Genomic DNA, 23,451 nt, shown 5'->3' with positions numbered 1-23,451 from the left:
GGGGTTGTTTTAGTTATATATGGGGAGATTTAATTTAAACAAAGAGAAGGCCATCTATAAGAAAAGAGGTAATCGTATGAAATTAGTACTGATTGGTGCTCCTGCAGCAGGTAAAGGTACACAGGCTGCAAGACTGGTAGAACATTACGGCATTGCTCACATTTCCACAGGCGATATGCTGAGAGAAGAAGTTGCAAAAGGCACAGAACTGGGCAACCAGGCAAAAAGCATCATGGCAGCAGGCGGTCTGGTTTCTGATGAACTGATCATTGCCATCGTACAGGAAAGAATCAAAAAAGACGATTGCGCCAAAGGTTTTATCCTGGATGGTTTCCCCCGCACAGTTGTTCAGGCTGAAAAGCTGGAAGAAATGGTTAAACTGGACCATGTAGTATACATCAGCGCTCCTGATGAAGTGATGCTGGAAAGACTGACAGCAAGAGAAAGCTGCCCTAAATGCGGTGCTACATACAACAAACTGTTCCTGCCCGCAAAGGTTGCAGGCGTTTGCGACAAATGTGGCGAAAAGCTGACACAGCGTAAAGACGATACAGTGGAAGCTGGCAAAGCAAGAATCGCAACTTTCCACGAACAGAGCGAACCTCTGGTAGACTTCTACACAAAGAAGGGTATCCTGTTTGAAGTAGATGGTACACAGGCCATCGACGAAATCACAAAAGCGATCATCGCAGGTCTGGACAAATAAGAAATGAATATAGCAGGCGAAAGCCTGTGTTGGGGACTGTCGGCAGAGGTGGAAACGCCTCTGCCGATGGCATTTTATACAGCGGAGAAAGCTATTTACCTGTACTGTAAATGGGAAATTTGCTTGCAAAGGGATGTATTTGGGGTGCAGGAAAATAATTTGCGGAGCAAATTATGAGTAGGGCGAAGCTCTGCGAATAGCTTAACATGTTACAGTTACTATAAATATAGTAACTGTAAATAAGGGGTATCGCTGCGAGGATAAATATTGTATACTTGTTAGGCTTATGAAAATAAAGTGTGTACCTATGCGGTAAGGATGCCAATAGCGTCCTTGGGAAAGCGGCATTTTTGAAGCAAATACCGTTCTGATCACGGACGGAGAACCGGAAATTCTTACGTGGCGCGCAAGCGTGTGAAGTATACGAAGGAAAATGAGGTGATATCGTTGGAATATCAGATCGGCCAAGTGGTTTATTCCAAAAGTGGTCACGACAAGGGTGACGTGCAGATGATCACATCCGTGGAGGGGGAGTATCTCTGTCTGGTGGACGGGAAGCGCCGAAAACTGGAAAAGCCGAAACGGAAAAAGAAAATGCACGTGCAGCCAACTTCTTATATAGTAGAAGACGTGGCAGAAAAACTGCAGAAAGGGGCCTATGTCCTGGATGCAGAGATCAAGAAGGCATTGAAGAAGTACCAGCGTGAGCAGGTATGAGACGTTTAATGTTTAAGGAGGTTTACGGTCTTGTCTAAAGATGACGTAATCGAAGTAGAAGGAACCGTACTGGAAAAATTACCCAACGCTATGTTTCAGGTGGAACTGGAAAACGGCCACCAGATCCTGGCGCACATTTCCGGCAAACTGCGTATGAACTTCATCCGCATCCTGCCCGGTGACAAAGTGTTAATCGAAATGTCTCCTTATGACCTGACAAAAGGTCGCATCATTTGGAGAGCAAAGTAAGGAAGGAGCGATCACAATGAAAATCAGACCCTCTGTAAAACCTATGTGTGAAAAATGCAGAATCATCAAGAGAAAAGGTCGTGTAATGGTTATTTGTGAAAATCCCAAACATAAACAGAAACAGGGCTGATAATTTATTATGGGCTTGAGGGGCAATACCCCAAAGAGCCGGAACTGATAAATCCGTCAACTATACTGGGAGGAGCATACAGTTAATGGCAAAGGCGGCGCAAATTAGGAAGCGCGTAAGCAACATGACTGACGGTCTATCTCCTTTGTTCGTAATGCCCAACGAGTATCGCACTGTGTTTATGTGAAAAACATTTTTATTTGAAACTTATCGTGAAATATTACAGGAGGTGCAAGAATATATGGCACGTATTGCTGGTGTAGACTTACCTAGAGAAAAACGCGTAGAAATCGGCCTGACATATGTTTACGGCATTGGCCATTCCAGCGCTGTTCGTATTCTGAATGAAGCAGGTGTAAGCCTGGATACAAGAGTTAGAGATCTGACAGATGAAGAAGTGTCCAGAATCCGTGACGTCATCGACAGAACTCAGACAGTAGAAGGTGACCTGAGAAGAGAAGTTGCTCTGAACATCAAACGCCTGATCGAAATCGGCTGCTACAGAGGCATCCGCCACAGAAAAGGTCTGCCCGTTAGAGGTCAGAAAACAAAAACAAACGCAAGAACAAGAAAAGGTCCTAGAAAGACTGTTGCGAACAAGAAGAAATAATTGATATTTCGTAAGGAGGTTTGAGGTAAATGGCAAAGAAAACTGTGAAAAAGGCAACTACTCGCAGACGCCGTGATAAAAGAAAAGTAGAACGTGGCCAGGCTCATATCCAGTCCACTTTCAATAATACAATCGTTACAATTACTGACGCAGTAGGCAACGCTCTGTCCTGGGCATCCGCTGGTCAGCTGGGCTTCAGAGGCTCCAGAAAATCCACACCTTATGCAGCACAGATGGCTGCAGATACAGCTGCTAAAGCTGCTTCCGACTATGGTCTGAAAACAATCGAAGTATTCGTAAAAGGCCCCGGTAGCGGCCGTGAAGCTGCAATCCGTGCCCTGCAGGCAGCAGGTCTGGATGTAACACTTATCAAAGACGTTACACCCGTTCCTCACAACGGTTGCAGACCCCCCAAACGCAGAAGAGTATAACCTAATATTAGGAGGTGTAGATCAATGGCAAGAGATAGAGTTCCCGTACTGAAAAGATGCAGATCCCTGAATCTGGATCCCATCTACCTGGGTATCGATAAAAAATCCAAAAAACAGAATCTGAGAGCAAACAAAAAAATGTCCGAATACGGCCTGCAGATGAGAGAAAAACAGAAAGCAAAATTCATCTACGGCGTACTGGAAAAACAGTTCAGAGGTTACTATGCACAGGCTGAAAAGATCGCTAAAAAAGAAGGCATCCCTGGCGAAAACCTGCTGATGCTGCTGGAAATGAGACTGGACAACGTAATGTTCAGACTGGGCTACGGCAGAACAAGAAAAGAAGCTAGACAGATCGTTCGTCACAAACACGTAACAGTAAATGGTAAAGCAGTGGATATCCCTTCTTACCAGGTTAAAGTTGGCGACGTTGTTGAAGTAAAAGAAAAATACAAAACAATCCAGAGATACAAAGACGTTCTGGCTGTAACAGAAGGCAGAATCGTTCCCGAATGGCTGTCCGCTAACCACGATGCACTGAGCGGCACTGTTCTGGCAAAACCCACAAGAGCACAGATCGATGTTCCCGTTGAAGAAACACTGATCGTCGAACTGTACTCCAAATAATCATCGATTGTGTGAAGTCAAAGGTAACGCCGTAGGGCTTTTCGCCCTGCGGCACTCTATCATAAAAAAGGGAGGTTTGAACGAGTGTTTGAATTTGAAAAACCTCGCATTGAGATTGCTGAAATGGCACCCGATGGCACATATGGTAAGTTTGTAGTTGAACCCCTGGAAAGAGGCTATGGTACAACTCTGGGCAATTCCCTGAGAAGAATCCTGCTGTCCTCTCTGCCCGGCGCTGCAGTAAGCAATGTGAAAATTGATGGTGTACTTCATGAATTTAGCGTGATTCCCGGCGTAAAAGAAGACGTTACAGAAATCATTCTGAATTTGAAAGGTCTTGCGATCAAAAATACAAGCGAAGGCAATGAGCCTAAAATCGCTTACATCGACGTGGAAGGCGAAGGTGAAGTAAAAGGTTCTGATATCAAATGCGACAGCGATATTGAAATTCTGAACCCCGATCACCACATCGCAACACTTTCCGGCGGTGCAGGCAGCAAGCTGTATATGGAGATCACAATCAACAAGGGCCGCGGCTATGTTGGTGCAGACAAAAACAAAAAAGACGATCAGCCAATCGGTATGCTTCCTGTAGACAGTATTTTCACACCTGTTACAAGAGTGAACTTCCTGGTTGAAAATACACGTGTTGGTCAGATCACTGACTATGACAAACTGTCTTTGGAAGTTTGGACAAACGGAACAATCGCACCCGATGACGCTGTAAGTTTCGGCGCGAAGATCCTGAATGAACACCTGAACCTGTTCATCGACCTGTCTGATAACGCAAAAGATACTTCTATCATGGTAGAAAAAGAAGAAGGTAAGAAAGAAAAAGTTCTGGAAATGAGCATTGAAGAACTGGATCTGTCTGTACGTTCTTATAACTGCCTGAAACGTGCTGGTATCAACACAGTAGAAGATTTGGCAAACAAGACAGAAGAAGAAATGATGAAGGTTAGAAACCTTGGACGCAAGTCTTTGGAAGAAGTATTGAACAAAATGGCGGAACTGGGTCTTTCCCTGAAGCCTAGTGACGAATAATTTCGTCATATAGAGAAAGTAACTATTATTTACCGTGTGATTACGACTCCACATAAGACCGAAGAGTGGTGGAGACGGGCTCAGTCATACGGGTATCCATGAGGAGGATTTAACCATGCACGCATCCGGTTATAGAAAACTTGGTAAAACAACACCCCAGAGAAAAGCTCTGCTGAGAAACCAGGTAACAAATCTGCTGTACCACGGCAAAATCAAAACAACAGAAACAAGAGCGAAAGAAGTTAAAAGAATCGCTGAAAAACTGATCACACTGGCTGTAAAAGAAAAAGATAACTTCGAAGAAGTTACAGTAACAGCTAAAGTAGCAAAAAAAGATGCTAACGGCAAACGTGTGAAAGAAGTTGTAAACGGCAAAAAAGTAACAGTTTACGACGAAGTTCAGAAAACAATCAAAAAAGACAAAGCTTCCAGACTGGCAGCTAGAAGAGCAATTCTGGCTTACCTGTACCCTGTAACAGAAGTTCCCGCTGATGGCAAAAAAATCAGAAAGAACACAAAATCTGTTGACATGGCAGCTAAAATGTTCGACGAAATCGCACCCAAATACGCTGGCAGAAACGGCGGTTACACAAGAATCGTGAAACTGGGCGCAAGAAAAGGCGACGGCGCTATGGAAGTTATCCTGGAACTGGTTTAATTTAAATCTATTTCCATAAAAAATCAGAGACTTGCAAATGCAAGTCTCTTTTTTTATGTTATTCGGAATTTCTAAGACCGTAATCTTGATGAGTAAAAATACCGTTGTTGTCTAAAACTTCGGAAACAGAGCCATCAATCACAGTAACCAAAAGAAAATTTTGAGGTTGTGTTTTTGAAATATATGCAAAAACGATTTTGTTATCCTCTAATTCCTGTGTAAGAATATGAAAATTTTTCTCTGAAAAGCCTTTTTCTTTCAGAAGCGGTACAGATGAAAAATTGGGATGACCTGTTTTAGAATCTATGGTGATTACAGGCAAACGATATGCACAGCTTGTATCATTGGGGAAAGACCAGAAGGTTTTTCTGAATTCCAGCGTGTTGCCATGGGTTTTAACTGTGATATCATTGATATTTCCGGTGTGCGTGTCTTTCACAAAAGACGAGGGTGCCCACACGATTCCATCAGAGAGAATAACTGGTTTGGAAAAACGATTGGTCTTATCAGCTCGACGAAACCAATTTTGATCTTCTACAGAAAGAAAAATAGAGCCGTTGGACAGGACTTTTTCTTCTTCATACCATTTGATGTCCTCTAATTCGTATCCCTGCACAGATACCCAGTAATCAGAAACAGAGAAATAAGGTTTTCCATTGATGTATTTTCCTCTGATATTGGCAGATTTGCCATTCAATGTAATGACAGGTACGGGAGCTTCATGCGTTTCTGCGGCGCAAGCCATGGGCAGGGATGCAGAAAATACGGATGTCACCACTGTTGCGGCAACAAGTGTTTTAGATAAGAATTTTTTCATAAGATCTCCTCCTTTTCTTCTTCTAAGGGGAAGTATAACAGAAACGGGAAGGCAGTAGGTTACAGGGGACTTACAAAAAACGAAAGAATTTCTTACGATTTGGGGGAGAAAAGAAAAGGACCTCGCATTAGCGAGGTCTAAAAAGGGGAGGTTAGAATTTTATATTACGAAAAATCGAAAGTTACTGTGTCAGTTTCAGCCATAAGATCCGCTGCATCCATCATCATTTCCTGTGCAGCGATGAAGGGTTTCAGAGTTTGATGTTCCTGATACATCAGAGAAGCAGACATCCCTGTTGCGAAGGAAACGATGAAAGAAATCATTGCAATTGCAGTTAAATTTTTGATTGTTTGTTTCATAGATGTCAACTCCTTTACGATAGATTTGTGTTTTTGCTGTATTCTTTTGTGTCTCTATCATAACACAAAAAAGATTCCCGTAGGTTACAGCCGCCTAACAGGTTGATTACAGGTAAATTTCATTCATGTTACAGGAATGTATCAAAAAAAGAACAATTTTCTTAAGGTTAAATTTGGAAGATACTGGAAGGGAATGTTTCGATACAATAGGCAGGAAAAGGCAGCAATTCTGCCGATTCTATTGACTTTTTGCAGAAAAAACCGTATCATATCGATAGCTGTGAGCATTGGTGCCATAGACTACGAAGGCAGAAATCTGCTATGGAAACAGGTGAAAATATGAAAATGGTGAAGGCTGAAGGTCTGACATATGAATACACAAAAGTGATGGAAACAGACCACGGCACTGAAGAACATAAGGTGGCTGCGCTGAAAAGCGTGAACATCGAAATCGAAAAAGGGGAGTTTATTGTTGTTCTGGGACACAATGGCTCCGGCAAATCTACATTTGCCAAACATATCAATGCGCTGCTGCAGCCCACAGGCGGTACTTTGTGGGTGAAAGGTATGAACACACAGGAAGAAGGCCATGTATGGGATATCCGTCAGAGTGCGGGTATGGTTTTCCAGAATCCCGATAACCAGCTGGTTGCTACAGTGGTAGAAGAAGACATCGCCTTTGGCCCTGAAAACATGGGTGTTCCTTCTGAGCAGATCCGTGTTCGTGTGGATGAAGCTCTGGATGCAGTTCGCATGGGAGAATTTGCTACTTATACGCCCTCCAAACTTTCCGGCGGTCAGAAACAGAGAATTGCCATTGCAGGCGTTCTGGCGATGAAGCCTGACTGTATCGTTCTGGACGAGCCTACAGCCATGCTGGACCCCATTGGCCGCAGAGATGTTATGGAGACCATTGAGCGTCTGAATAAAGAAGAAGGGATTACAATCATTCTGATCACTCACTATATGGACGAAGCCGTTCGTGGGGACAGAGTGTATGTTATCGACGATGGTGACCTGGTGATGCAGGGTACACCAAGAGAAATTTTTGTGCAGGTAGATAAACTGAAAGAGTACGGACTGGACGTACCTCAGGTAACAGAAGTTACATATTTGCTGCGCAAAGAAGGGATCGATCTGCCCGCAGATATTTTAACGATCGAAGAAATGGTAGGTGCAGTATGTCAATTAAAATAAACCATTTGACTCATGTTTATAATGAAGGCACTACCTTCGAAAAAGTGGCACTGAACGATGTGAATATCGAGATCAAGACCGGCGAATTCATCGGTTTGATCGGTCACACAGGTTCCGGCAAGTCCACACTGATCCAGCACCTGAACGGCATTATTTCCCCCACCCATGGTGAAATTTTGCTGGACGATGAAAATATCCATAAAGATAAAGCAAAGCTGAAGGAAGTGCGCAGACGCATTGGCCTGGCTTTCCAGTATCCTGAATATCAGCTTTTTGAAATGACAGTATATAAGGACGTTGCTTTTGGCCCTACAAACCTGGGCTGGACAAAAGAACAGATCCATGAAAGCGTTGTCGCTGCACTGGATATCGTTGGCATCAGCCCTGATATTTATGAAAAATCTCCCTTCGAGCTTTCCGGCGGTCAGAAGCGCCGTGTGGCGATTGCCGGTGTTCTGGCAATGAATCCTGAAGTTCTCATTCTGGATGAACCTACAGCGGGTCTGGATCCCAAGGGCCGTGATGAAATTCTGGCGGCCATCAGAAAACTCCATGAAGAAAGAGGTATTACCGTTATTCTGGTAAGCCATAGTATGGAAGATGTGGCGAAGCTGGTTGACCGTATCATCGTGATGCACAGAGGTCAGGTAGCCATGACAGGTACGCCCAGAGAAGTTTTTGCCCATCCTATGGAACTGGAAAAAATGGGTCTGGCAGCGCCACAGGTAAGCTACGTTTTTGCAAAACTGAAGGAAAAGGGCTATGATGTACCTACAGATATTTACACTGTGGAAGAAGCAAAAGATGCCCTGTTGAAATTGGTAAAGCAGGTGAAAGCATGATTAGAGACATTACCATCGGTCAGTATTATCCTGCGGAATCCCCCATTCACAGAATGGACGCTAGGCTGAAACTGGCGATCACATTTATTTTTATTGTAACATTGTTTTTTGTGAATACATTCATTGGTTATGTATTCGTGATTGCCTCTATGGCTATTGTGATCAGGAAATCCAAGGTGCCTTTCAAATTCATGACAAAGGGTTTGAAGAGCATCATGATCATTATTTTGTTCACGGCATTTATCAACCTGTTTATGACGCAGGGGGAACATGTGCTGGTGGAACTGGGCTTTTTCAGTATCACCATGGAAGGTGTGCTTCTGGCGGTCAAGATGTGCGTACGTCTGGTACTGCTGATCGTTGGTTCTTCCATCCTGACGCTGACAACGACACCGATTCAGCTGACGGATGCTATTGAATACATCCTGAAGCCTTTTAAAAAGATTGGTGTGCCTGCCCATGAGATCGCCATGATGATGACGATCGCGCTGCGTTTCATCCCTACACTGCTGGATGAAACAGACAAGATCATGAAAGCGCAGCAGGCAAGAGGTGCTGATTTCGACACGGGCAATCTGGTGCAGAAGGCGAAAGCCCTCATCCCTATTCTGGTGCCGTTGTTTATCTCTGCATTCCGCAGAGCGGAGGAACTGGCTATGGCGATGGAAGCAAGATGCTACCATGGTGATGAGCACAGAACCAGAATGAACGTGATGAAAATGAAAAGCAGCGATTACCGTGCGGCGGGGATGGCAGCAGTTTACGTTGTAGTTATCATTGGGCTGCGCTTTGCAGCAAAGGTTGTGCCTTTTATTATCTAAGAGACGAAACACTCTCCTGAAACAGGGGAGTGTTTTTTAGAAGAAACGAAAGAGAAGGGTGAATTTATGATAGGTTTGGGAACTATCATCAATGTAGGAGCCATTATCATTGGCGGTTTGATGGGGTTGTTTATGGGGCGCAGTGTAAAAGAGAGATATCAGGATATCCTGATGATGTCGGTAGGCATCTGTGTGCTGTTTCTTGGTGTTGCCGGCACAATGGAGGAGATGCTTTCTATACAGGATGGCGCGCTTGTCAGCGGCGGCTCCATGATGATGATCATTACGATGGCACTAGGTGCACTGGTGGGCGAATGGTTGGATATTGAAGGAAAGATGGAGAAATTCGGCGTCTGGCTGAAAAAGAAAACCGGCAGCAGCGGCGATCATGCCTTTGTAGATGCCTTTGTGACGGCATCTTTGACGGTATGTATCGGGGCTATGGCGGTGGTCGGTTCTATCAAAGATGGCATTTACGGGGATTATTCCATTCTGGCGGCAAAGGCCATCCTCGACCTGATCATCGTATTTGTGATGACCGTTTCCATGGGGAAGGGATGTGTATTCTCTGCCATTCCCGTTGGTATTTTTCAGGGCGTTGTGACCCTGCTGGCCCGTCTGATCGAGCCTTTGATGACAGAGGCGGCCCTGTCTAATCTGTCTCTGGTAGGGTCTATCATGATCTTCTGTGTAGGGCTGAATCTGGTTTGGGGAAAGAAAGTTAAGGTGGCAAATTTCCTGCCTGCTATTGTATTTGCGGTGGCGTGGGCCTTTGCGCCATGGGCATAAGGAGGGAACATCGATGAAACGTATCTTACTAACAATTGCATATGATGGGACGAATTATTCCGGCTGGCAGAAGCAGAAGAACCCCGAAGTGATTACGGTGGAAGGTCAGCTGACAAAAGCTTTGCAGCAGCTGTTCAAAAACCCTGAGCTGGAATGTATCGGCGCCAGCAGAACGGATGCAGGCGTCCATGCTTTGGGGCAGCGAGCCATCATTGATGTGGAGACCACTATACCCGTGGAAAAAATCCCTTTAGCCATTCGTTCCTTTTTGCCTGGGGATATTATTGTGGTAAAGGCGGAAGAGGTTCCTGCGGAATTCCATCCCCGCTATGACTGCGTGAAAAAGACCTACGAATATCGTTTCTGGAATGCTCCTGTGAAAAATCCCAAGGAAAGGCTGTATTCTACCTATGTACAGAAGCCTTTGGATATTGAAAAAATGAACGAGGGGGCAAAAGCCTTCATCGGTACGCACGATTTTGCGGCCTTTTGCGCCGCAGGAGCACAGGTTTCTACCACGGTAAGGACTATTTTCGATTGTCATGTGGAACGGCAGGGAGAAAGTGTGAAGATGCTTGTGACGGGGGATGGCTTCCTGTATAACATGGTGCGCATCATCGCCGGTACGCTGATGGCGGTCGGTATGGGGAAAATCGTACCCGAAAATGTGGCAGGCATCATCGAAAGCAAAGACCGCGCCAAAGCCGGACAGACCGCAGAGCCGCAAGGGCTGACTCTGATGCAAATTTATTACAATTTAGATGAAAAATCTATTGACAGTTGAAGACAGTGAGATTATAATATAAGGGCTGTTGATATGATTTTAAGGCTGAAATCAGCTTTAAATATATGTTTCTCAAGGTGGGACCCAATAAGTTATGAATTGGAAAACCAAGGCATAATGGAGATCGACCATATCGTTCCTGCGGTATCGGCGAAGTCAACGGGTCAAACAAAATATTATGACAGGAGGTAAAAACCATGAGAACTACTTACATCGCTAAAGAAGCGGACATCGTTAAAAAGTGGTACGTGATCGACGCTGAAGGCGTGACACTGGGCCGTCTGGCTTCTGAAGTTGCATCTATTCTGAGAGGTAAAAACAAACCTCAGTACGCACCCAACGTTGACATGGGCGACTATGTTATCATCGTGAATGCGGAAAAAGTTGCTGTTACAGGCAAAAAACTGGAACAGAAAATGTATCGTCACCACTCCGGTTGGACAGGCGGTCTGAAAGAAACAAGACTGGACAAAATGCTGGAAACACACCCCGAAAGAGTTATCGAACATGCTGTAAAAGGTATGCTTCCTAAAAACGCTCTGGGCAGAAAGATGTTCGGCAAACTGCATGTATATGCTGGCGCAGAACACCCTCACGCAGCACAGAAACCCGAAACACTGGAATTCAAATTCTAATCGAAGGAGGAAAGCATAATGGCAGCAGCTAGATATTACGGCACAGGCAGAAGAAAATCTTCCGTAGCTAGAGTATACCTGGTACCCGGCAACGGTAAAATCACAATCAATAAAAGAGACATCGACGAATATTTCGGTCTGGAAACACTGAAACTGATCGTTCGTCAGCCTCTGGAACTGACAGAAACAGCAGCTAAATTTGACGTTCTGGTTAACGTTTGCGGCGGTGGCTTCACAGGCCAGGCAGGCGCTATCAGACACGGCATCTCCAGAGCACTGCTGCAGGCTGATGGCGACTACAGACCCAGCCTGAAAAAAGCAGGTTTCCTGACAAGAGACCCTCGTATGAAAGAAAGAAAGAAACCCGGTCTCAAAGCAGCGAGAAGAGCTCCTCAGTTCTCCAAGAGATAATTTTCTTCAAGAACTCAAAATCCTTGCAAACCTTGTGTTTGCAAGGATTTTTTTATCTGTGGACTCTTCTTTAAAAAAATGAAAAAATCTACATTACCTATTGACTTAGTATGAAATAAGTGGTATCCTTTTACCATCGATTTCAAAAAGTATTTCAGAAGGAGGTGGATGTCGTGAAAGGTCATAGCATGGAAAAGAAAAACATGTACTGTTGTTGCAAGATGTATTCCTGGGCATTTTATATGGCTGGTGCGTCAGCATGTACTGTTTCGCACTCCAGAGATATACTTGATGAAAGTATTTTATAAGCCATTTGTCCGGGAGCTGTTGTAAGCCCCGGTTTTTTATTGCACAAAAGAAGAAGAAGACATCATTGCAGACTTGCAAAGTGGCTTTGCTGCTGTAAAATAAAAAAGAAGATTTGAAATTATGAAGGAGGAATTCATATGGCAAATATTTTTACATCCGCAGATCAACTGATTGGCAAAACACCCCTTTTGGAACTGACACACATTGAAAAAGAACTGGGACTGCAGGCAAAGATCCTGGCAAAACTGGAATATCTGAACCCTGCGGGCTCCGTAAAAGATCGTATCGCAAAAGCGATGATCGACGAAGCGGAAGCATCCGGCAAGCTGAAAGAAGGTTCTGTTATCATTGAACCTACTTCCGGCAATACGGGCATTGGTCTGGCGGCTGTGGCAGCGGCAAGGGGCTATCGCATCATCATTGTTATGCCTGAGACTATGTCTGTGGAACGCAGACAGCTGATGAAAGCCTATGGCGCAGAACTGGTGCTGACAGAAGGTGCAAAAGGTATGAAGGGGGCCATTGCAAAAGCTGACGAACTGGCGAAAGAAATTCCCAACAGTTTCATCCCCGGACAGTTTGTAAATCCTGCAAACCCTAAGGCTCATAAGGAAACAACAGGCCCTGAAATTTATGAAGATACTGATGGTGCAGTAGATATTTTCGTAGCAGGGGTCGGCACAGGCGGCACTGTTACAGGCGTTGGTGCTTATCTGAAAGAGCAGAAGCCTGGTGTCAAAGTCGTAGCCGTGGAACCTGCCGATTCTGCTGTTCTTTCCAGAGGTGTTGCAGGGGTGCATAAGATCCAGGGCATTGGCGCAGGCTTTGTACCTGATGTTTTGGATACAGGCATCTATGATGAGATCATTGCTGTATCCAATGAGGATGCCTTTGCCATTGGCAAACTGATCGGCAAAAAGGAAGGTGTTCTGGTAGGTATTTCCGCCGGTGCTGCCGCATGGGCAGCGATTGAACTGGCAAAACGCCCTGAAAATGCAGGTAAGACTATCGTTGCTCTGTTGCCCGACACAGGGGACAGATATTTGTCTACACCACTTTTTGCGGAATAACAGGCTAAATCAGACGAACGAAACAAAAAGCTCAAAGTATGATTCCTTTGAGCTTTTTTATGCGCAGCTTTTGGAGAGGAGCCATATCACGGCAGCAACTGCTTTTAAATTTTTATTTGTGACAATCGGGGCATTTTTGTCTCGATTTTTTTGTTGTTTACTCAACAAATGAGGAGTATAATTTTACCTGTTGGAGGCGAGATTGAGATGAAAGAAAGTAGATTTGAATTATTTGATGGGCTGATCTCTTCCGCAGGAAAAACGATTCAGCGCATCAAGACCAACAAAATGCAAAAATATGGACTGGGCAGCACCCACACTACCTGTCTGTGCAAACTGGGCAAGGTGGGCGCGCAGGGCCTGACCCAGAAGGAATTGACAGAACAAGAAGGTATTGACCGTGCGCAGATCTCCCGTGTGCTGCGGGATCTCGAAAATCGTGGATTGGTGCAGAATGCCGGAGAAAGTGCTTATAAAAAGAAATATTATCTGACAGAAGCGGGTGCAGAAATCGTTGGAGAAATGAACGAGATCATTTTGGAAATCAACAGCTACGTTAGCGATGAATTTTCTGATGAAGAAATGGCGGCATTTTACAGTGTGCTGCATCGCATCAACGAAAATCTGAAAAAAGCAGAAGAAAAATATTGCCGCCAGGCAAAGGAAGAAGGAACGAAATGAAACGAATGGAAAAAGTATTTTGCAGGGCTTTTCAGGGGGCATTCCGTGCGGCGCTGCCGGTATTGCCCTACAGAGAGCCTGAAATTTTAAGAAGCGTAAAAGATATTCCCAGGGTATTGCAGGCGAAGGACATAAAAACAGTGCTGCTGGTGACAGACAAAGGCGTGCGCGGTCTGGGACTGACGAAGAGCCTGGAACGGGGACTGAAAAAAGCGGGGATTCGCTGTGCCGTTTATGACAGAGTAGTGGCCAATCCCACCATCGATAATATTGAAGAAGCGAGAACACTGTATCTGAAAAGCGGCGCAAAGGCCATCATTGCTTTTGGCGGCGGTTCTGCCATGGACTGCGCCAAGGTAACAGGCGCGCGAGTGGTCAAGCCCCGCCAGCCTGTCCATAAAATGAAAGGCATCCTGCGGATCTGCAGAAAGCTGCCTCTGCTGATCGCTGTGCCTACCACAGCAGGGACAGGCAGTGAAACGACGCTGGCAGCTGTTATCACGGACAGTGGCACAAAGCATAAATATCCCATCAATGACTTTTCCCTGATCCCCAGATATGCGGTGCTGGATTATCATGTGACACTGGGCCTGCCCAAGAACATTACGGCTACAACAGGGATGGATGCCCTGACCCATGCGGTGGAAGCATACATTGGCAGAAGCACCACAAAAGAGACCAGATTTGCGGCGGAGCAGGCCACAAGACTGATCTACGAAAACCTGAAAACGGCTTATGACGATGGACAAAACATAAAAGCGAGAGAAAATATGCTACAGGCGGCTTATTGCGCAGGCATCGCTTTTTCCCGTTCCTATGTAGGCTATGTGCATGCCCTGGCCCATTCCCTGGGCGGCCAGTATGGCGTGCCCCATGGGCTGGCAAATGCCATCATCCTGCCCCATTTCCTGGATGAATACGGCCCTGCCTGCTACGGCAAGCTGGCAAAACTGGCAAGATGCGTGGGTATGGTGCCCAAGCATACCAGTGATCGCAGAGCGGCGGCGATTTTCATCCAGTGGGTGAAAGATATGAATAAATATATGGACATTCCTGAGACCATCAAGGAAATTCAGAAAGAAGATATTCCCCTGCTGGCAAAACATGCGGCAGAAGAAGGGAACCCTCTGTATCCCGTGCCTGTTTTGATGGATGCGGCGGAGCTGGAAGTGATGTATGAAAAAGTTATGGAGAAAAGCGAGGTAAATGCAGATGCAGGAAAAGATTCAAAAGCAGAGAGAGTTCTTTCGAAGCGGAAAAACAATTACTTTATCCTTTCGAAAAGAAGCGCTTAAACGCCTGGGTCGTGCCATTCGCGACCATGAAGAAGAAATTTATGAAGCTCTGAGAGCAGATTTGAATAAATCCAAAACAGAAGCCTATATGTGTGAGATCGGCATGACGCTGGCAGAACTGTCCTACATGCTGAAGCATATGGATGGCTGGGCAGGAAAGCAATATAAACTGAGCCCTCTGGCGCAGTTTTCCTCTACAAGCTATACCATCAAAGAGCCTTACGGCGTGGTTCTCATCATGTCTCCCTGGAACTATCCTTTCATGCTGACCATGGAACCTCTGATCGGGGCAATTGCCACAGGCAACTGCTGCGTGGTGAAGCCTTCTGCATATGCACCCGCAACCTCTGCAGTCATCCGTACCATCCTCAGAGAATGTTTCCCTGAGGATTACATTCTGGTGGTAGAAGGGGGCAGAGCGGAAAATCAGGCATTGCTGGACCAGAGATTCGATTACATCTTCTTCACCGGCGGCGTGACCGTAGGCAAGGAAGTGATGGCGAAGGCGGCAAAACACCTGACACCCGTGACGCTGGAACTGGGCGGCAAGAGCCCCTGTGTAGTGGATAAATCTGCAAAGCTGAACCTGGCGGCAAAGCGTATTGTTTTCGGGAAACTGCTGAACTGTGGTCAGACCTGTGTTGCACCTGACTATATTTTGGTGGAGCGCAGCGTAAAAGAGGAATTTGTGGGCTATCTGAAAAAATGGATCGTGAAGATGTATGGCGAAAATGCCACGGAAAACGCCGATTACGTAAAAATGATCAACCAGAAGCATTTTAACAGAGTGACCAGTCTGATCGACCCTGCAAAGGTTGTATTTGGCGGTGGCTGGAATGAAGAGACTATGCAGATCGAACCTACCATTATGGATCATGTGACACCAGAAGATGCCATCATGCAGGAAGAAATTTTTGGGCCTGTCTTCCCCATCATCACAGTGGACAGCATGGCGGAAGCAGAAGCCTTTATCCGCGAAAGAGAAAAACCGCTGGCGCTGTATCTGTTTACCCAGAGCAAGGCTGTAGCAGACCGTTTCCTGAAGCATGTGCCCTTTGGCGGCGGATGTATCAACGATACCATCATCCACCTGGCAACCAGCAGAATGGGCTTTGGCGGCGTTGGAAACAGCGGTATGGGCAGCTACCATGGCAAGAAGAGCTTCGATACCTTCAGCCACGAAAAGAGTATCGTAAACAAGCATACATGGATGGATCTGCCTGTCAGATACGCTCCTTATAATAAAGTGCAGGATGCACTGCTGAAAATTTTCCTGAGATAAATTAAAAAGAGTCCTTTTGGACTCTTTTTTTAATGCATATTTTTAGCCTTGATTACGGCGTAGATAAATCCGCCCGTATAGCAGAGAATGGAAATGGCAGCTAGGGGCTTTGGCATGACGCCCGTCGCTTTTGTAACGACGAAGCAGGCAAGCATCAGGCCGGCACTGAAGATGGCGGAAAGCAGCACCTTTCGCATCAGGCTCAGGGCTGTTTTCTTGGCAACGGGGTCAGTGCAAAATTCTTTCAGAAGTGTGGATTCATCCTTCAATAGTTTGATGCTTTCTTTATAAAGAAAAACGGCGATAGCCACCATAAAAATGACATAGATCAGCATAAGGTTCCTCCTTTGATATGTACTTTTTCTAGTGTAGCATTTTAGAGGAAGAAAAGCAAATTCTTGTTTGCAAAGGGAAAAAGATATGTTATGATTTGCCCAAGAGTATGAAAATAAAAACATCTTGGGAGGTTGTGGAGATGACATATCAGGAAGTTTTGGAGAATGCAAGAAAGCGAATGGCGCCCAGATGCAAGGTTTGCCCCGAATGTAACGGTATCGCCTGCAAGGGCGTGATGCCCGGTCCTGCGGGAAAGGGGGCTTCCCGCACGTTCCAGCGGAATTTTGCCTGGCTGGCAGAGCATGTAAAGCTGGAAATGGATGTAACTGGCGGAAATAAAGAAAGAGATATGAAAATCGAACTCTTTGGTGTAGAATTTGATGCACCTATTTTCGTAGCACCCATGGGGCTGATCCCCTATGCCTATACAGAAGATATGACCGATAAGCTCTATTGCGATGCGGTCATGCCCGGGGCGAAAGCGGCGGGTATCCTTGCCTTTGGCGGCGGCGGCCCCAAGCCTGAAAATTTTTATGAACCACTGGAAGCTATCAAAGAAAACAATGGCTGGGGCATCCCTACCTTGAAGCCCTGGTCTGTGGAAGTGGTGAAGGAACGTCTGAAAGAGGTGGAAGCGGTGCATCCCATCGCTTTTGCCATGGATATTGACAGCGCAGGCCTGCCCCATGCGGGACTGGCGAACCCGCCTATGATGCTGAAAACAGAAGCGGAGCTGAAAGAAATTGCGGAAGCAACAGAACTGTCCTTTGTGGTAAAGGGCATCATGACAGCAGAAGCGGCGTTAAAAGCCGTCAGAGCAGGTGCATATGCCATCGTAGTATCCAATCATGGCGGCCGTGTGATGGATCATGGCCTTTCTACAGCGGAAGTATTGCCTGAGATCAAGGCGGCTGTGGGAGACAGCGTGAAAGTATTCGTAGACGGCGGTGTGCGTACTGGGGATGATGTGTTTAAGATGTTGGCATTGGGCGCAGATGCAGTTCTGATTGGCAGACCCTATGTGATCGCAGCTTACGGCGGCGGTGCGGAAGGTGTTCAGCTTTATACAGAAAAACTGAAAGCAGAGCTGAAGGATGCCATGACAATGACGAACTGTGCTTCTCTAGCAGATATTACAAGTGATAAGATCCGAATCGTATGATCAAAAAACTCTTCCTATAATATAAGGAGGAGTTTTTCTTATGTTTGGTAAAAAGAACAAAGAGTTTTCCATGGAATAGTTGCTTTTTTGATAAAAAGATGTTACTTTTGTAGGACAAAGCGCAACAGCGTTGGCGCATATGTGCGTGTAAGCGAAAAAGGGGAGAACAAATATGAATGAAGGTTTGGAAAAGAGATATGGGCTTTTGACAGCCATCGCCATGGTCGTTGGTATTGTGATCGGCAGTGGCGTGTTTTTCAAAGCAGAGAAAGTATTAATAGCTACGGGCGGCAATCTGCCGCTGGGCATTCTGGCGTGGTTCCTGGGTGGTCTGGTCATGATCATCTGTGCCTATAATTTTGCCATTATGGCAACAAAACATGAAAAGGCTGGCGGTGTCGTAGACTATGCGGAAATGCTGGTCGGCCCGAAATATGCTTATTTTTTTGCTTGGTTTGCAGCGGTGATCTATTTTCCTGCCATGACATCCGTAGTAGCATGGGTGGCGGCGAGATATTTTGGTGTGCTGATGGGCTGGGAGATCGTTGGCCCTCAGGTCATGACGCTGGCAGGTCTGTTTCTGGTGGGCAGCTATGTGGTCAACGCACTGGCACCCAAACTGGCAGGCAAGCTGCAGGTGTCAACGACAGTGGCAAAGCTGATCCCTCTGTTCCTGATGGCGATTTTTGGCACCATCTTTGGCCTGAAAAATGGTATTCTGGTAAAGAATTTTACAACGGTGGCAACACATGTTTTCGTCAACGAAAACCCTTTGTTTACGGCAGTTGTAGGCACATGCTTTGCCTATGAAGGCTGGATCTGTGCCACATCCATCAATGCAGAATTGCAGGATGCGAAACGAAATCTGCCTCTGGCGCTGATTTTTGGCTCTGCATTTGTTGTATTGGTTTATATGCTGTATTACATTGGTCTGGCGGGTGCTGTCGAAAATGAAATCATGATGGCTGGCGGCGAAACAGGCGCGAAACTGGCTTTTTCTACGGTATTTACGGAATTTGGCGGCACAATGCTGTTTGTATTCGTTGTGATTTCCTGTCTGGGTACGCTGAATGGGCTGATGATGGCATGTACCAGAGCTTTTTACGCTATGGGCAGCAGAGATGTGGGCCCCATGCCCCATGTATTCAAAGTGGTGGATGACATGACAAAAATGCCTACCAACTCTGCGCTGATCGGCGTAATGATGGCGATGATTTGGCTGACCTATTTCTATGGTGCGAATCTGGCACCTGTGGCATGGTTTGGTATCTTTAGCTTTGACAGCTCCGAATTGCCCATCGTAACGATTTACGCCATGTATATCCCTATTTTCGCCATGCAGATCATGAGAGAAAAGGAAATGAGCATGTTTCATCGTATCATTGCGCCCTTGCTTGGCATCATTGCCAGCGCATTCATGGTTTTGGCGGCTATCGTATCTTTGAAAAAAGCAGTCCTTTATTATCTGATCATGTATGCAGTGATCATGGCGATCGGCATGCTGTTAAAGAATTATAAGCACGAAAAAATGTAAGAAATCCGGCCCCGGGCGAAGCAGCTCGGGGTTCTTTTTATAGAAAAGAATATTGACATATGTCGAAATAGGAGTATACTATACTAAGCAACATATGTCAAAAATAAGGAGGCGTTTCTATGGCAAGGCCGAGGAAATGCAGACGTGTCTGCGGGATGCCCCGAAACAATAGTTTCGCTCCTATGGGCAGTGAAATTGGCGAGGAACGCATCATCATGGCGGTGGATGAATATGAAACCATTCGCCTGATCGATCTGGCAGGCTATACTCAGGAGGAATGTGCCGAACAGATGGGAATTGCCCGGACGACGGTACAAGGGATCTATAACGACGCACGGCGGAAGCTGGCGGATGCTTTGGTGAATGGCAAGACGCTGTTCATCGAAGGCGGAGATATCGATCTTTGCCAGCGGGAGAATGCAGGATGCGGGCGGAAATGCGGACAGATCTGTTGCAAGAAAGAGGAATTTTGATTTTTTAGGAGATGAATACAAATGAGTGAAAATTGTTCTCATAACTGCGGGAGCTGCTCTTCTAACTGCAGCAGCCGTAAACCTGCGGATTTTCTGGTGCCCCCCAATGAACACAGCAATATCAAAAAGGTGATCGCCGTTGTCAGCGGCAAGGGCGGCGTTGGCAAATCCATGGTAACTTCCACCATGGCAGTGCTGACAAACAGAAGGGGCAAAAAGACAGCGATTCTGGATGCGGATATCACTGGCCCTTCCATCCCCAGGGCTTTTGGCGTGACAGATAAGGCATACGGCAATGATCTGGGCATTTTGCCCTGTGAAAGCAAAGCGGGTATCGAAATGATGTCTGTAAATCTGCTGCTGGATAATGACACAGACCCCGTTGTATGGAGAGGTTCTGTGATCTCGAATACCGTAAAACAGTTCTGGAAAGACGTTATTTGGGGCGATGTGGATTATATGTTCATCGATATGCCTCCCGGCACAGGCGATGTTCCCCTGACAGTATTCCAGTCCATCGCTATCGATGGCATCATCATCGTAACATCTCCTCAGGAGCTGGTAGGCATGATCGTTGATAAGGCCGTGAAGATGGCGCAGATGATGAATGTACCTATTCTGGGTATTGTGGAAAATATGTCTTATTTCAAATGTCCCGATTGTGGCGGTATCCATAAGATCTTTGGTGAAAGCCAGATCGAAATGATTGCAGCAAAACATAACATCCCTGTCGTATGCAAGCTGCCCATTGATCCTGCCATTGCAGCAAAATGTGACAGAGGGGCAGCGGAAGAATACGAAGGCGAATGGCTCAATCCCATGGTAGATTTCCTGGAAAAGATGAGATAAGGGAAAAGGAGAAGAAGAGATGAAAACTAAAATTGCAGTAACGCATGAAAATGGCGAAGTGTTCCAGCATTTTGGACATACAAAGGAATTCAAATTCTATACTGTAGAAGATGGAAAAATCGTTGATACAGAAATCGTGCCTACAATGGGCAGCGGTCACAGTCTGCTGGCAGATTTCCTGTTGGTGAACGGTGCCTCTGTTTTGATTTGCGGCGGCATTGGCGGCGGTGCGAAAGCGGCATTGGCGGCAAAGGGTATTGAGCTGTGCGGCGGCGTAAGTGGTAATGCAGATGAAAAAGCACAGGCTTATGTGGGTGGCACATTGGAATTCAATGCAGCAGTGGAATGTAATCATCACCATGATCATGATCACGAAGGCTGCAGCGAACATGACCACCATTGCGGCGGGAAGTGTCACTGACAGAAGGACAGATTTTAGGAGCGATACGAGGTATCGCTCCTTTTTTTTAGCCGGAAAGTCTGATTTCGGGATGAATACGAGAAATAAGCGATTTATTTTATAAAATAAGATTTTATTTAGCTGAAATCTGTGAATAAAGCGTGATAAAAATGTGTTTTATTTTCTGGCATGAAATGTGAAAGAAAGATATATTTAGACCGGAACCTTTGAAATTTGATGCGCATAGTTAACATAATTTTAATTGGTTATGTTGGAGGATATAGTGATTCTGAAAGGAAAATGGAAGAAATTGTAAATTTACCCTGTAAATGGAAGATAGAAAGAGTGGTTAATTTGCACAATTTAAAAATGGTATAAAATGCAAGGTCTCGTGATGTTTAGAAAATGTAAAAAATTAGGAGAATAGTCCGTGTTTTTTGTACTTGATGTCATAAAAAAAGTGTTAAGAATATTAATATTTCGTTAAAAATACTGCTTTTGACACAAATTTTGCACCTCAAATTCCATTAGCCGATATTGTTAAAATAATACTAAAAAATGTGAAATAATCTAATAAAAAATAGCTAAAATAGATAATAAAAGTAAAGTTAGCATACGAACTACTATAAAAAAGTGCTTGTTTTTTCGAAGAAATCAGGTAAAATAATAGCAGGTAAATGAATCTGGTTGAATTTTCTTCAAAATTCTGAGAAAAAAATTTTTCCTGTTTTTTCGTGGGGATAGGAAAAAGGTTCTCGTGTTTTCGAGGGAAAGACACAAAGATTCTGCCGCGTAATTATATACTCTATTTAATAATTGGGAGGGAATTATAAATGGAAGCTTTTAACAATTTTGTAACTGCTGCAAATGGCATCCTGTGGGGTCCCATTATGCTGGTTCTGTTGGTAGGTACACACGTTTACCTGTCTATCAGAACAAAATGTATTCAGAGAAAAACATTTACAGGTATCAAGCTGTCCGTAACACCCGATAAAGAAGCATCTGGTGATATCGGCGGTTTCGCAGCTCTGGCAACAGCTCTGGCTGCTACAATCGGTACAGGTAACATCGTAGGTGTAGCTACAGCGATCGGTACAGGCGGTCCTGGTGCTGTATTCTGGATGTGGATGACAGGTCTGCTGGGTATGGCAACAAAATACTCCGAAGGTCTGCTGGCTGTTAAATTCCGTGTAAAAGCTGCTGACGGTTCTTACATCGGTGGTCCCATGTACGCTCTGGAAAGAGGTCTGGGTCAGAAATGGCTGGGCGTTCTGTTCGCAATCTTCACAGGTTTCGCAGGCTTCGGTCTGGGTAACATGGTACAGGGTAACTCCATCGCTGAATCCGTAAACGGTACATTCGGTGTTCCCAAAACAATCACAGCTGTTGTTCTGACAATTCTGACAGGTCTGGTTATCCTGGGCGGCGTTCAGTCTATCTCCAAAGTTTGTGAAAAACTGATCCCCTTCATGGCTGGTCTGTATATCGCAGGTTGTCTGATCATCTGCATCATCAATGGTGCATACATCCCCGCAGCTTTCAAAGCTATCGTTCTGGGTGCTTTCAATCCTCAGGCAGTTGGCGGCGGTTTCGTTGGTGCTACAATCGCAGCATGTATCCGTGCCGGTGTATCTCGTGGTCTGTTCACAAATGAATCCGGTCTGGGTTCCGCTCCTATCGTAGACGCATGTGCAGCTACAAGAAACCCTTCCAGACAGGCTCTGATTTCCATGTCTGGTGTATTCTGGGATACAATCGTTGTATGTCTGATGACAGGTCTGTGTCTGGTATCCTCCATGATCAAAGACCCCGTTGGTATGGAAGGTCTGGTTGGTGCTAATCTGACATCCGCAGCATTTGGTGCTATCCCCGTTATCGGTCCCGCAGTTCTGACATTCGGTCTGATCACATTCGCGTGGTCCACAATCCTGGGCTGGTCTTACTACGGCGAACGTGCATGGGTTTACCTGGTAGGCGTTAAAGCTATCAAACCTTACCGTCTGGCTTGGACACTGGTAGTATTCGTTGGTTGCGTAGCTGCTCTGGAAGTAGTATGGAACGTAGCCGATATGCTGAACGCATGTATGATCATCCCTAACCTGGTTGCTCTGCTGGGTCTGTCCGGCGTAGTTGATTCCGAAACAAAGAAATATGTTTGGGACAAAGACGCAGAAATGGGCGGTCTGATGAAATGGATGGACGACGTTGCTCCTCAGCTGGACAAATAATTCAT

The 23,451-nt window shown here is 45.5% G+C and carries 29 protein-coding genes; 26 read left to right on the top strand and 3 right to left on the bottom strand.

Going from position 1 to position 23,451, the window contains the following annotated elements:
* Window positions 1–76 precede the first annotated feature (76 nt).
* The 9 genes from IJ369_RS06595 to IJ369_RS06555 all read left to right on the top strand — a co-directional run bounded on the left by IJ369_RS06595 (window position 77) and on the right by IJ369_RS06555 (window position 5,172).
* On the top strand, window positions 77–706 hold the full coding sequence (locus IJ369_RS06595) for an adenylate kinase (RefSeq protein WP_290717432.1): 630 nt from the start codon (window positions 77–79) through the stop codon (window positions 704–706).
* A 447-nt stretch (window positions 707–1,153) separates the two neighbouring features.
* Window positions 1,154–1,423 carry a KOW domain-containing RNA-binding protein gene (locus IJ369_RS06590; protein WP_290717430.1) on the top strand — a complete coding sequence of 90 codons (270 nt, stop codon included), beginning with the start codon at window positions 1,154–1,156 and terminating at the stop codon, window positions 1,421–1,423.
* Between the two features lie 30 nt (window positions 1,424–1,453).
* Complete coding sequence (gene infA, locus IJ369_RS06585; RefSeq protein ID WP_290717428.1) at window positions 1,454–1,672, top strand: translation initiation factor IF-1; 219 nt, start codon at window positions 1,454–1,456, stop codon at window positions 1,670–1,672.
* Window positions 1,673–1,688: 16 nt separating this feature from the next.
* On the top strand, window positions 1,689–1,802 hold the full coding sequence (rpmJ, locus tag IJ369_RS06580; RefSeq protein WP_016407807.1) for a 50S ribosomal protein L36: 114 nt from the start codon (window positions 1,689–1,691) through the stop codon (window positions 1,800–1,802).
* Window positions 1,803–2,043: 241 nt separating this feature from the next.
* Window positions 2,044–2,412 carry a 30S ribosomal protein S13 gene (rpsM, locus tag IJ369_RS06575; protein WP_290717424.1) on the top strand — a complete coding sequence of 123 codons (369 nt, stop codon included), beginning with the start codon at window positions 2,044–2,046 and terminating at the stop codon, window positions 2,410–2,412.
* A 29-nt stretch (window positions 2,413–2,441) separates the two neighbouring features.
* The gene (gene rpsK / locus IJ369_RS06570; protein WP_290717422.1) at window positions 2,442–2,843 is read left to right on the top strand and encodes a 30S ribosomal protein S11; all 402 of its coding nucleotides are present in this window, start codon (window positions 2,442–2,444) and stop codon (window positions 2,841–2,843) included.
* Window positions 2,844–2,867: 24 nt separating this feature from the next.
* Window positions 2,868–3,470: a 30S ribosomal protein S4 gene (gene rpsD, locus IJ369_RS06565; RefSeq protein ID WP_290717419.1), complete on the top strand. Its 603-nt coding sequence runs from the start codon at window positions 2,868–2,870 to the stop codon at window positions 3,468–3,470.
* A gap of 84 nt (window positions 3,471–3,554) precedes the next feature.
* A complete protein-coding gene (locus IJ369_RS06560) occupies window positions 3,555–4,514 on the top strand; it encodes a DNA-directed RNA polymerase subunit alpha (protein WP_290717417.1) in 960 nt (319 codons plus the stop codon).
* Window positions 4,515–4,629: 115 nt separating this feature from the next.
* Entirely contained in the window at window positions 4,630–5,172 is a 543-nt protein-coding gene (locus IJ369_RS06555) for a bL17 family ribosomal protein (RefSeq protein WP_290717415.1), read from the top strand.
* A 58-nt stretch (window positions 5,173–5,230) separates the two neighbouring features.
* On the opposite strand, the gene IJ369_RS06550 is transcribed toward IJ369_RS06555, so the two are convergent.
* Window positions 5,231–5,989: a hypothetical protein gene (locus IJ369_RS06550; protein WP_290717413.1), complete on the bottom strand. Its 759-nt coding sequence runs from the start codon at window positions 5,987–5,989 to the stop codon at window positions 5,231–5,233.
* Between the two features lie 164 nt (window positions 5,990–6,153).
* The gene (locus tag IJ369_RS06545) at window positions 6,154–6,348 is read right to left on the bottom strand and encodes a hypothetical protein (RefSeq protein ID WP_290717411.1); all 195 of its coding nucleotides are present in this window, start codon (window positions 6,346–6,348) and stop codon (window positions 6,154–6,156) included.
* Between the two features lie 339 nt (window positions 6,349–6,687).
* Here IJ369_RS06545 and IJ369_RS06540 point away from each other — a divergent pair, with 339 nt between their 5' ends.
* The 11 genes from IJ369_RS06540 (at window position 6,688) to IJ369_RS06490 (ending at window position 16,464) form a co-directional block, all read left to right on the top strand.
* The gene (locus tag IJ369_RS06540; RefSeq protein ID WP_442859674.1) at window positions 6,688–7,545 is read left to right on the top strand and encodes an energy-coupling factor transporter ATPase; all 858 of its coding nucleotides are present in this window, start codon (window positions 6,688–6,690) and stop codon (window positions 7,543–7,545) included.
* Complete coding sequence (locus tag IJ369_RS06535; protein ID WP_290717409.1) at window positions 7,530–8,387, top strand: energy-coupling factor transporter ATPase; 858 nt, start codon at window positions 7,530–7,532, stop codon at window positions 8,385–8,387. The genes IJ369_RS06540 and IJ369_RS06535 overlap by 16 nt, the downstream gene beginning before the upstream one ends.
* Window positions 8,384–9,208, top strand: a complete 825-nt coding sequence (locus IJ369_RS06530; RefSeq protein WP_290717407.1) for an energy-coupling factor transporter transmembrane component T family protein — start codon at window positions 8,384–8,386, stop codon at window positions 9,206–9,208. The genes IJ369_RS06535 and IJ369_RS06530 overlap by 4 nt, the downstream gene beginning before the upstream one ends.
* 66 nt (window positions 9,209–9,274) lie before the next feature.
* The gene (locus IJ369_RS06525; RefSeq protein WP_290717405.1) at window positions 9,275–9,997 is read left to right on the top strand and encodes a DUF554 domain-containing protein; all 723 of its coding nucleotides are present in this window, start codon (window positions 9,275–9,277) and stop codon (window positions 9,995–9,997) included.
* Window positions 9,998–10,010: 13 nt separating this feature from the next.
* A complete protein-coding gene (gene truA / locus IJ369_RS06520) occupies window positions 10,011–10,781 on the top strand; it encodes a tRNA pseudouridine(38-40) synthase TruA (protein WP_290717403.1) in 771 nt (256 codons plus the stop codon).
* A gap of 197 nt (window positions 10,782–10,978) precedes the next feature.
* Entirely contained in the window at window positions 10,979–11,416 is a 438-nt protein-coding gene (gene rplM, locus IJ369_RS06515; protein ID WP_290717401.1) for a 50S ribosomal protein L13, read from the top strand.
* Window positions 11,417–11,434: 18 nt separating this feature from the next.
* Complete coding sequence (gene rpsI / locus IJ369_RS06510; protein ID WP_290717399.1) at window positions 11,435–11,827, top strand: 30S ribosomal protein S9; 393 nt, start codon at window positions 11,435–11,437, stop codon at window positions 11,825–11,827.
* A gap of 446 nt (window positions 11,828–12,273) precedes the next feature.
* Window positions 12,274–13,206 (top strand): cysteine synthase A, encoded by a 933-nt coding sequence (cysK, locus tag IJ369_RS06505; RefSeq protein WP_290717397.1) that lies wholly within the window; start codon window positions 12,274–12,276, stop codon window positions 13,204–13,206.
* Between the two features lie 207 nt (window positions 13,207–13,413).
* Window positions 13,414–13,887, top strand: a complete 474-nt coding sequence (locus tag IJ369_RS06500) for a MarR family winged helix-turn-helix transcriptional regulator (RefSeq protein ID WP_290717395.1) — start codon at window positions 13,414–13,416, stop codon at window positions 13,885–13,887.
* The gene (locus IJ369_RS06495) at window positions 13,884–15,182 is read left to right on the top strand and encodes an iron-containing alcohol dehydrogenase (RefSeq protein WP_290717393.1); all 1,299 of its coding nucleotides are present in this window, start codon (window positions 13,884–13,886) and stop codon (window positions 15,180–15,182) included. Before IJ369_RS06500 ends, IJ369_RS06495 begins: the two co-directional genes overlap by 4 nt.
* Window positions 15,094–16,464, top strand: coding sequence for an aldehyde dehydrogenase (locus tag IJ369_RS06490; protein ID WP_290717391.1), 1,371 nt, complete (start codon window positions 15,094–15,096; stop codon window positions 16,462–16,464). Before IJ369_RS06495 ends, IJ369_RS06490 begins: the two co-directional genes overlap by 89 nt.
* Before the next feature lie 29 nt (window positions 16,465–16,493).
* Here the strand turns inward: IJ369_RS06490 and IJ369_RS06485 are convergent, their stop codons facing one another.
* Entirely contained in the window at window positions 16,494–16,799 is a 306-nt protein-coding gene (locus IJ369_RS06485; RefSeq protein WP_290717389.1) for a hypothetical protein, read from the bottom strand.
* 140 nt (window positions 16,800–16,939) lie between these two features.
* Here IJ369_RS06485 and IJ369_RS06480 point away from each other — a divergent pair, with 140 nt between their 5' ends.
* The 6 genes from IJ369_RS06480 (at window position 16,940) to IJ369_RS06455 (ending at window position 23,446) form a co-directional block, all read left to right on the top strand.
* Window positions 16,940–17,962, top strand: a complete 1,023-nt coding sequence (locus IJ369_RS06480; protein WP_290717387.1) for an alpha-hydroxy-acid oxidizing protein — start codon at window positions 16,940–16,942, stop codon at window positions 17,960–17,962.
* A gap of 172 nt (window positions 17,963–18,134) precedes the next feature.
* Window positions 18,135–19,496, top strand: coding sequence for an APC family permease (locus IJ369_RS06475; protein ID WP_290717385.1), 1,362 nt, complete (start codon window positions 18,135–18,137; stop codon window positions 19,494–19,496).
* Between the two features lie 119 nt (window positions 19,497–19,615).
* A complete protein-coding gene (locus tag IJ369_RS06470) occupies window positions 19,616–19,969 on the top strand; it encodes a DUF134 domain-containing protein (RefSeq protein ID WP_290717383.1) in 354 nt (117 codons plus the stop codon).
* A gap of 21 nt (window positions 19,970–19,990) precedes the next feature.
* Window positions 19,991–20,818 carry an Mrp/NBP35 family ATP-binding protein gene (locus IJ369_RS06465; protein ID WP_290717381.1) on the top strand — a complete coding sequence of 276 codons (828 nt, stop codon included), beginning with the start codon at window positions 19,991–19,993 and terminating at the stop codon, window positions 20,816–20,818.
* A 19-nt stretch (window positions 20,819–20,837) separates the two neighbouring features.
* On the top strand, window positions 20,838–21,239 hold the full coding sequence (locus IJ369_RS06460) for a NifB/NifX family molybdenum-iron cluster-binding protein (RefSeq protein ID WP_290717379.1): 402 nt from the start codon (window positions 20,838–20,840) through the stop codon (window positions 21,237–21,239).
* Between the two features lie 812 nt (window positions 21,240–22,051).
* Window positions 22,052–23,446 (top strand): alanine/glycine:cation symporter family protein, encoded by a 1,395-nt coding sequence (locus tag IJ369_RS06455; RefSeq protein WP_290717377.1) that lies wholly within the window; start codon window positions 22,052–22,054, stop codon window positions 23,444–23,446.
* Window positions 23,447–23,451: the final 5 nt, after the last annotated feature.

The organism is Anaerotignum sp., assembly GCF_017483025.1.
Taxonomy (GTDB): Bacteria; Bacillota; Clostridia; order Lachnospirales; family Anaerotignaceae; genus Anaerotignum_A.
This window is presented reverse-complemented; position numbering and strand designations above follow the sequence as displayed.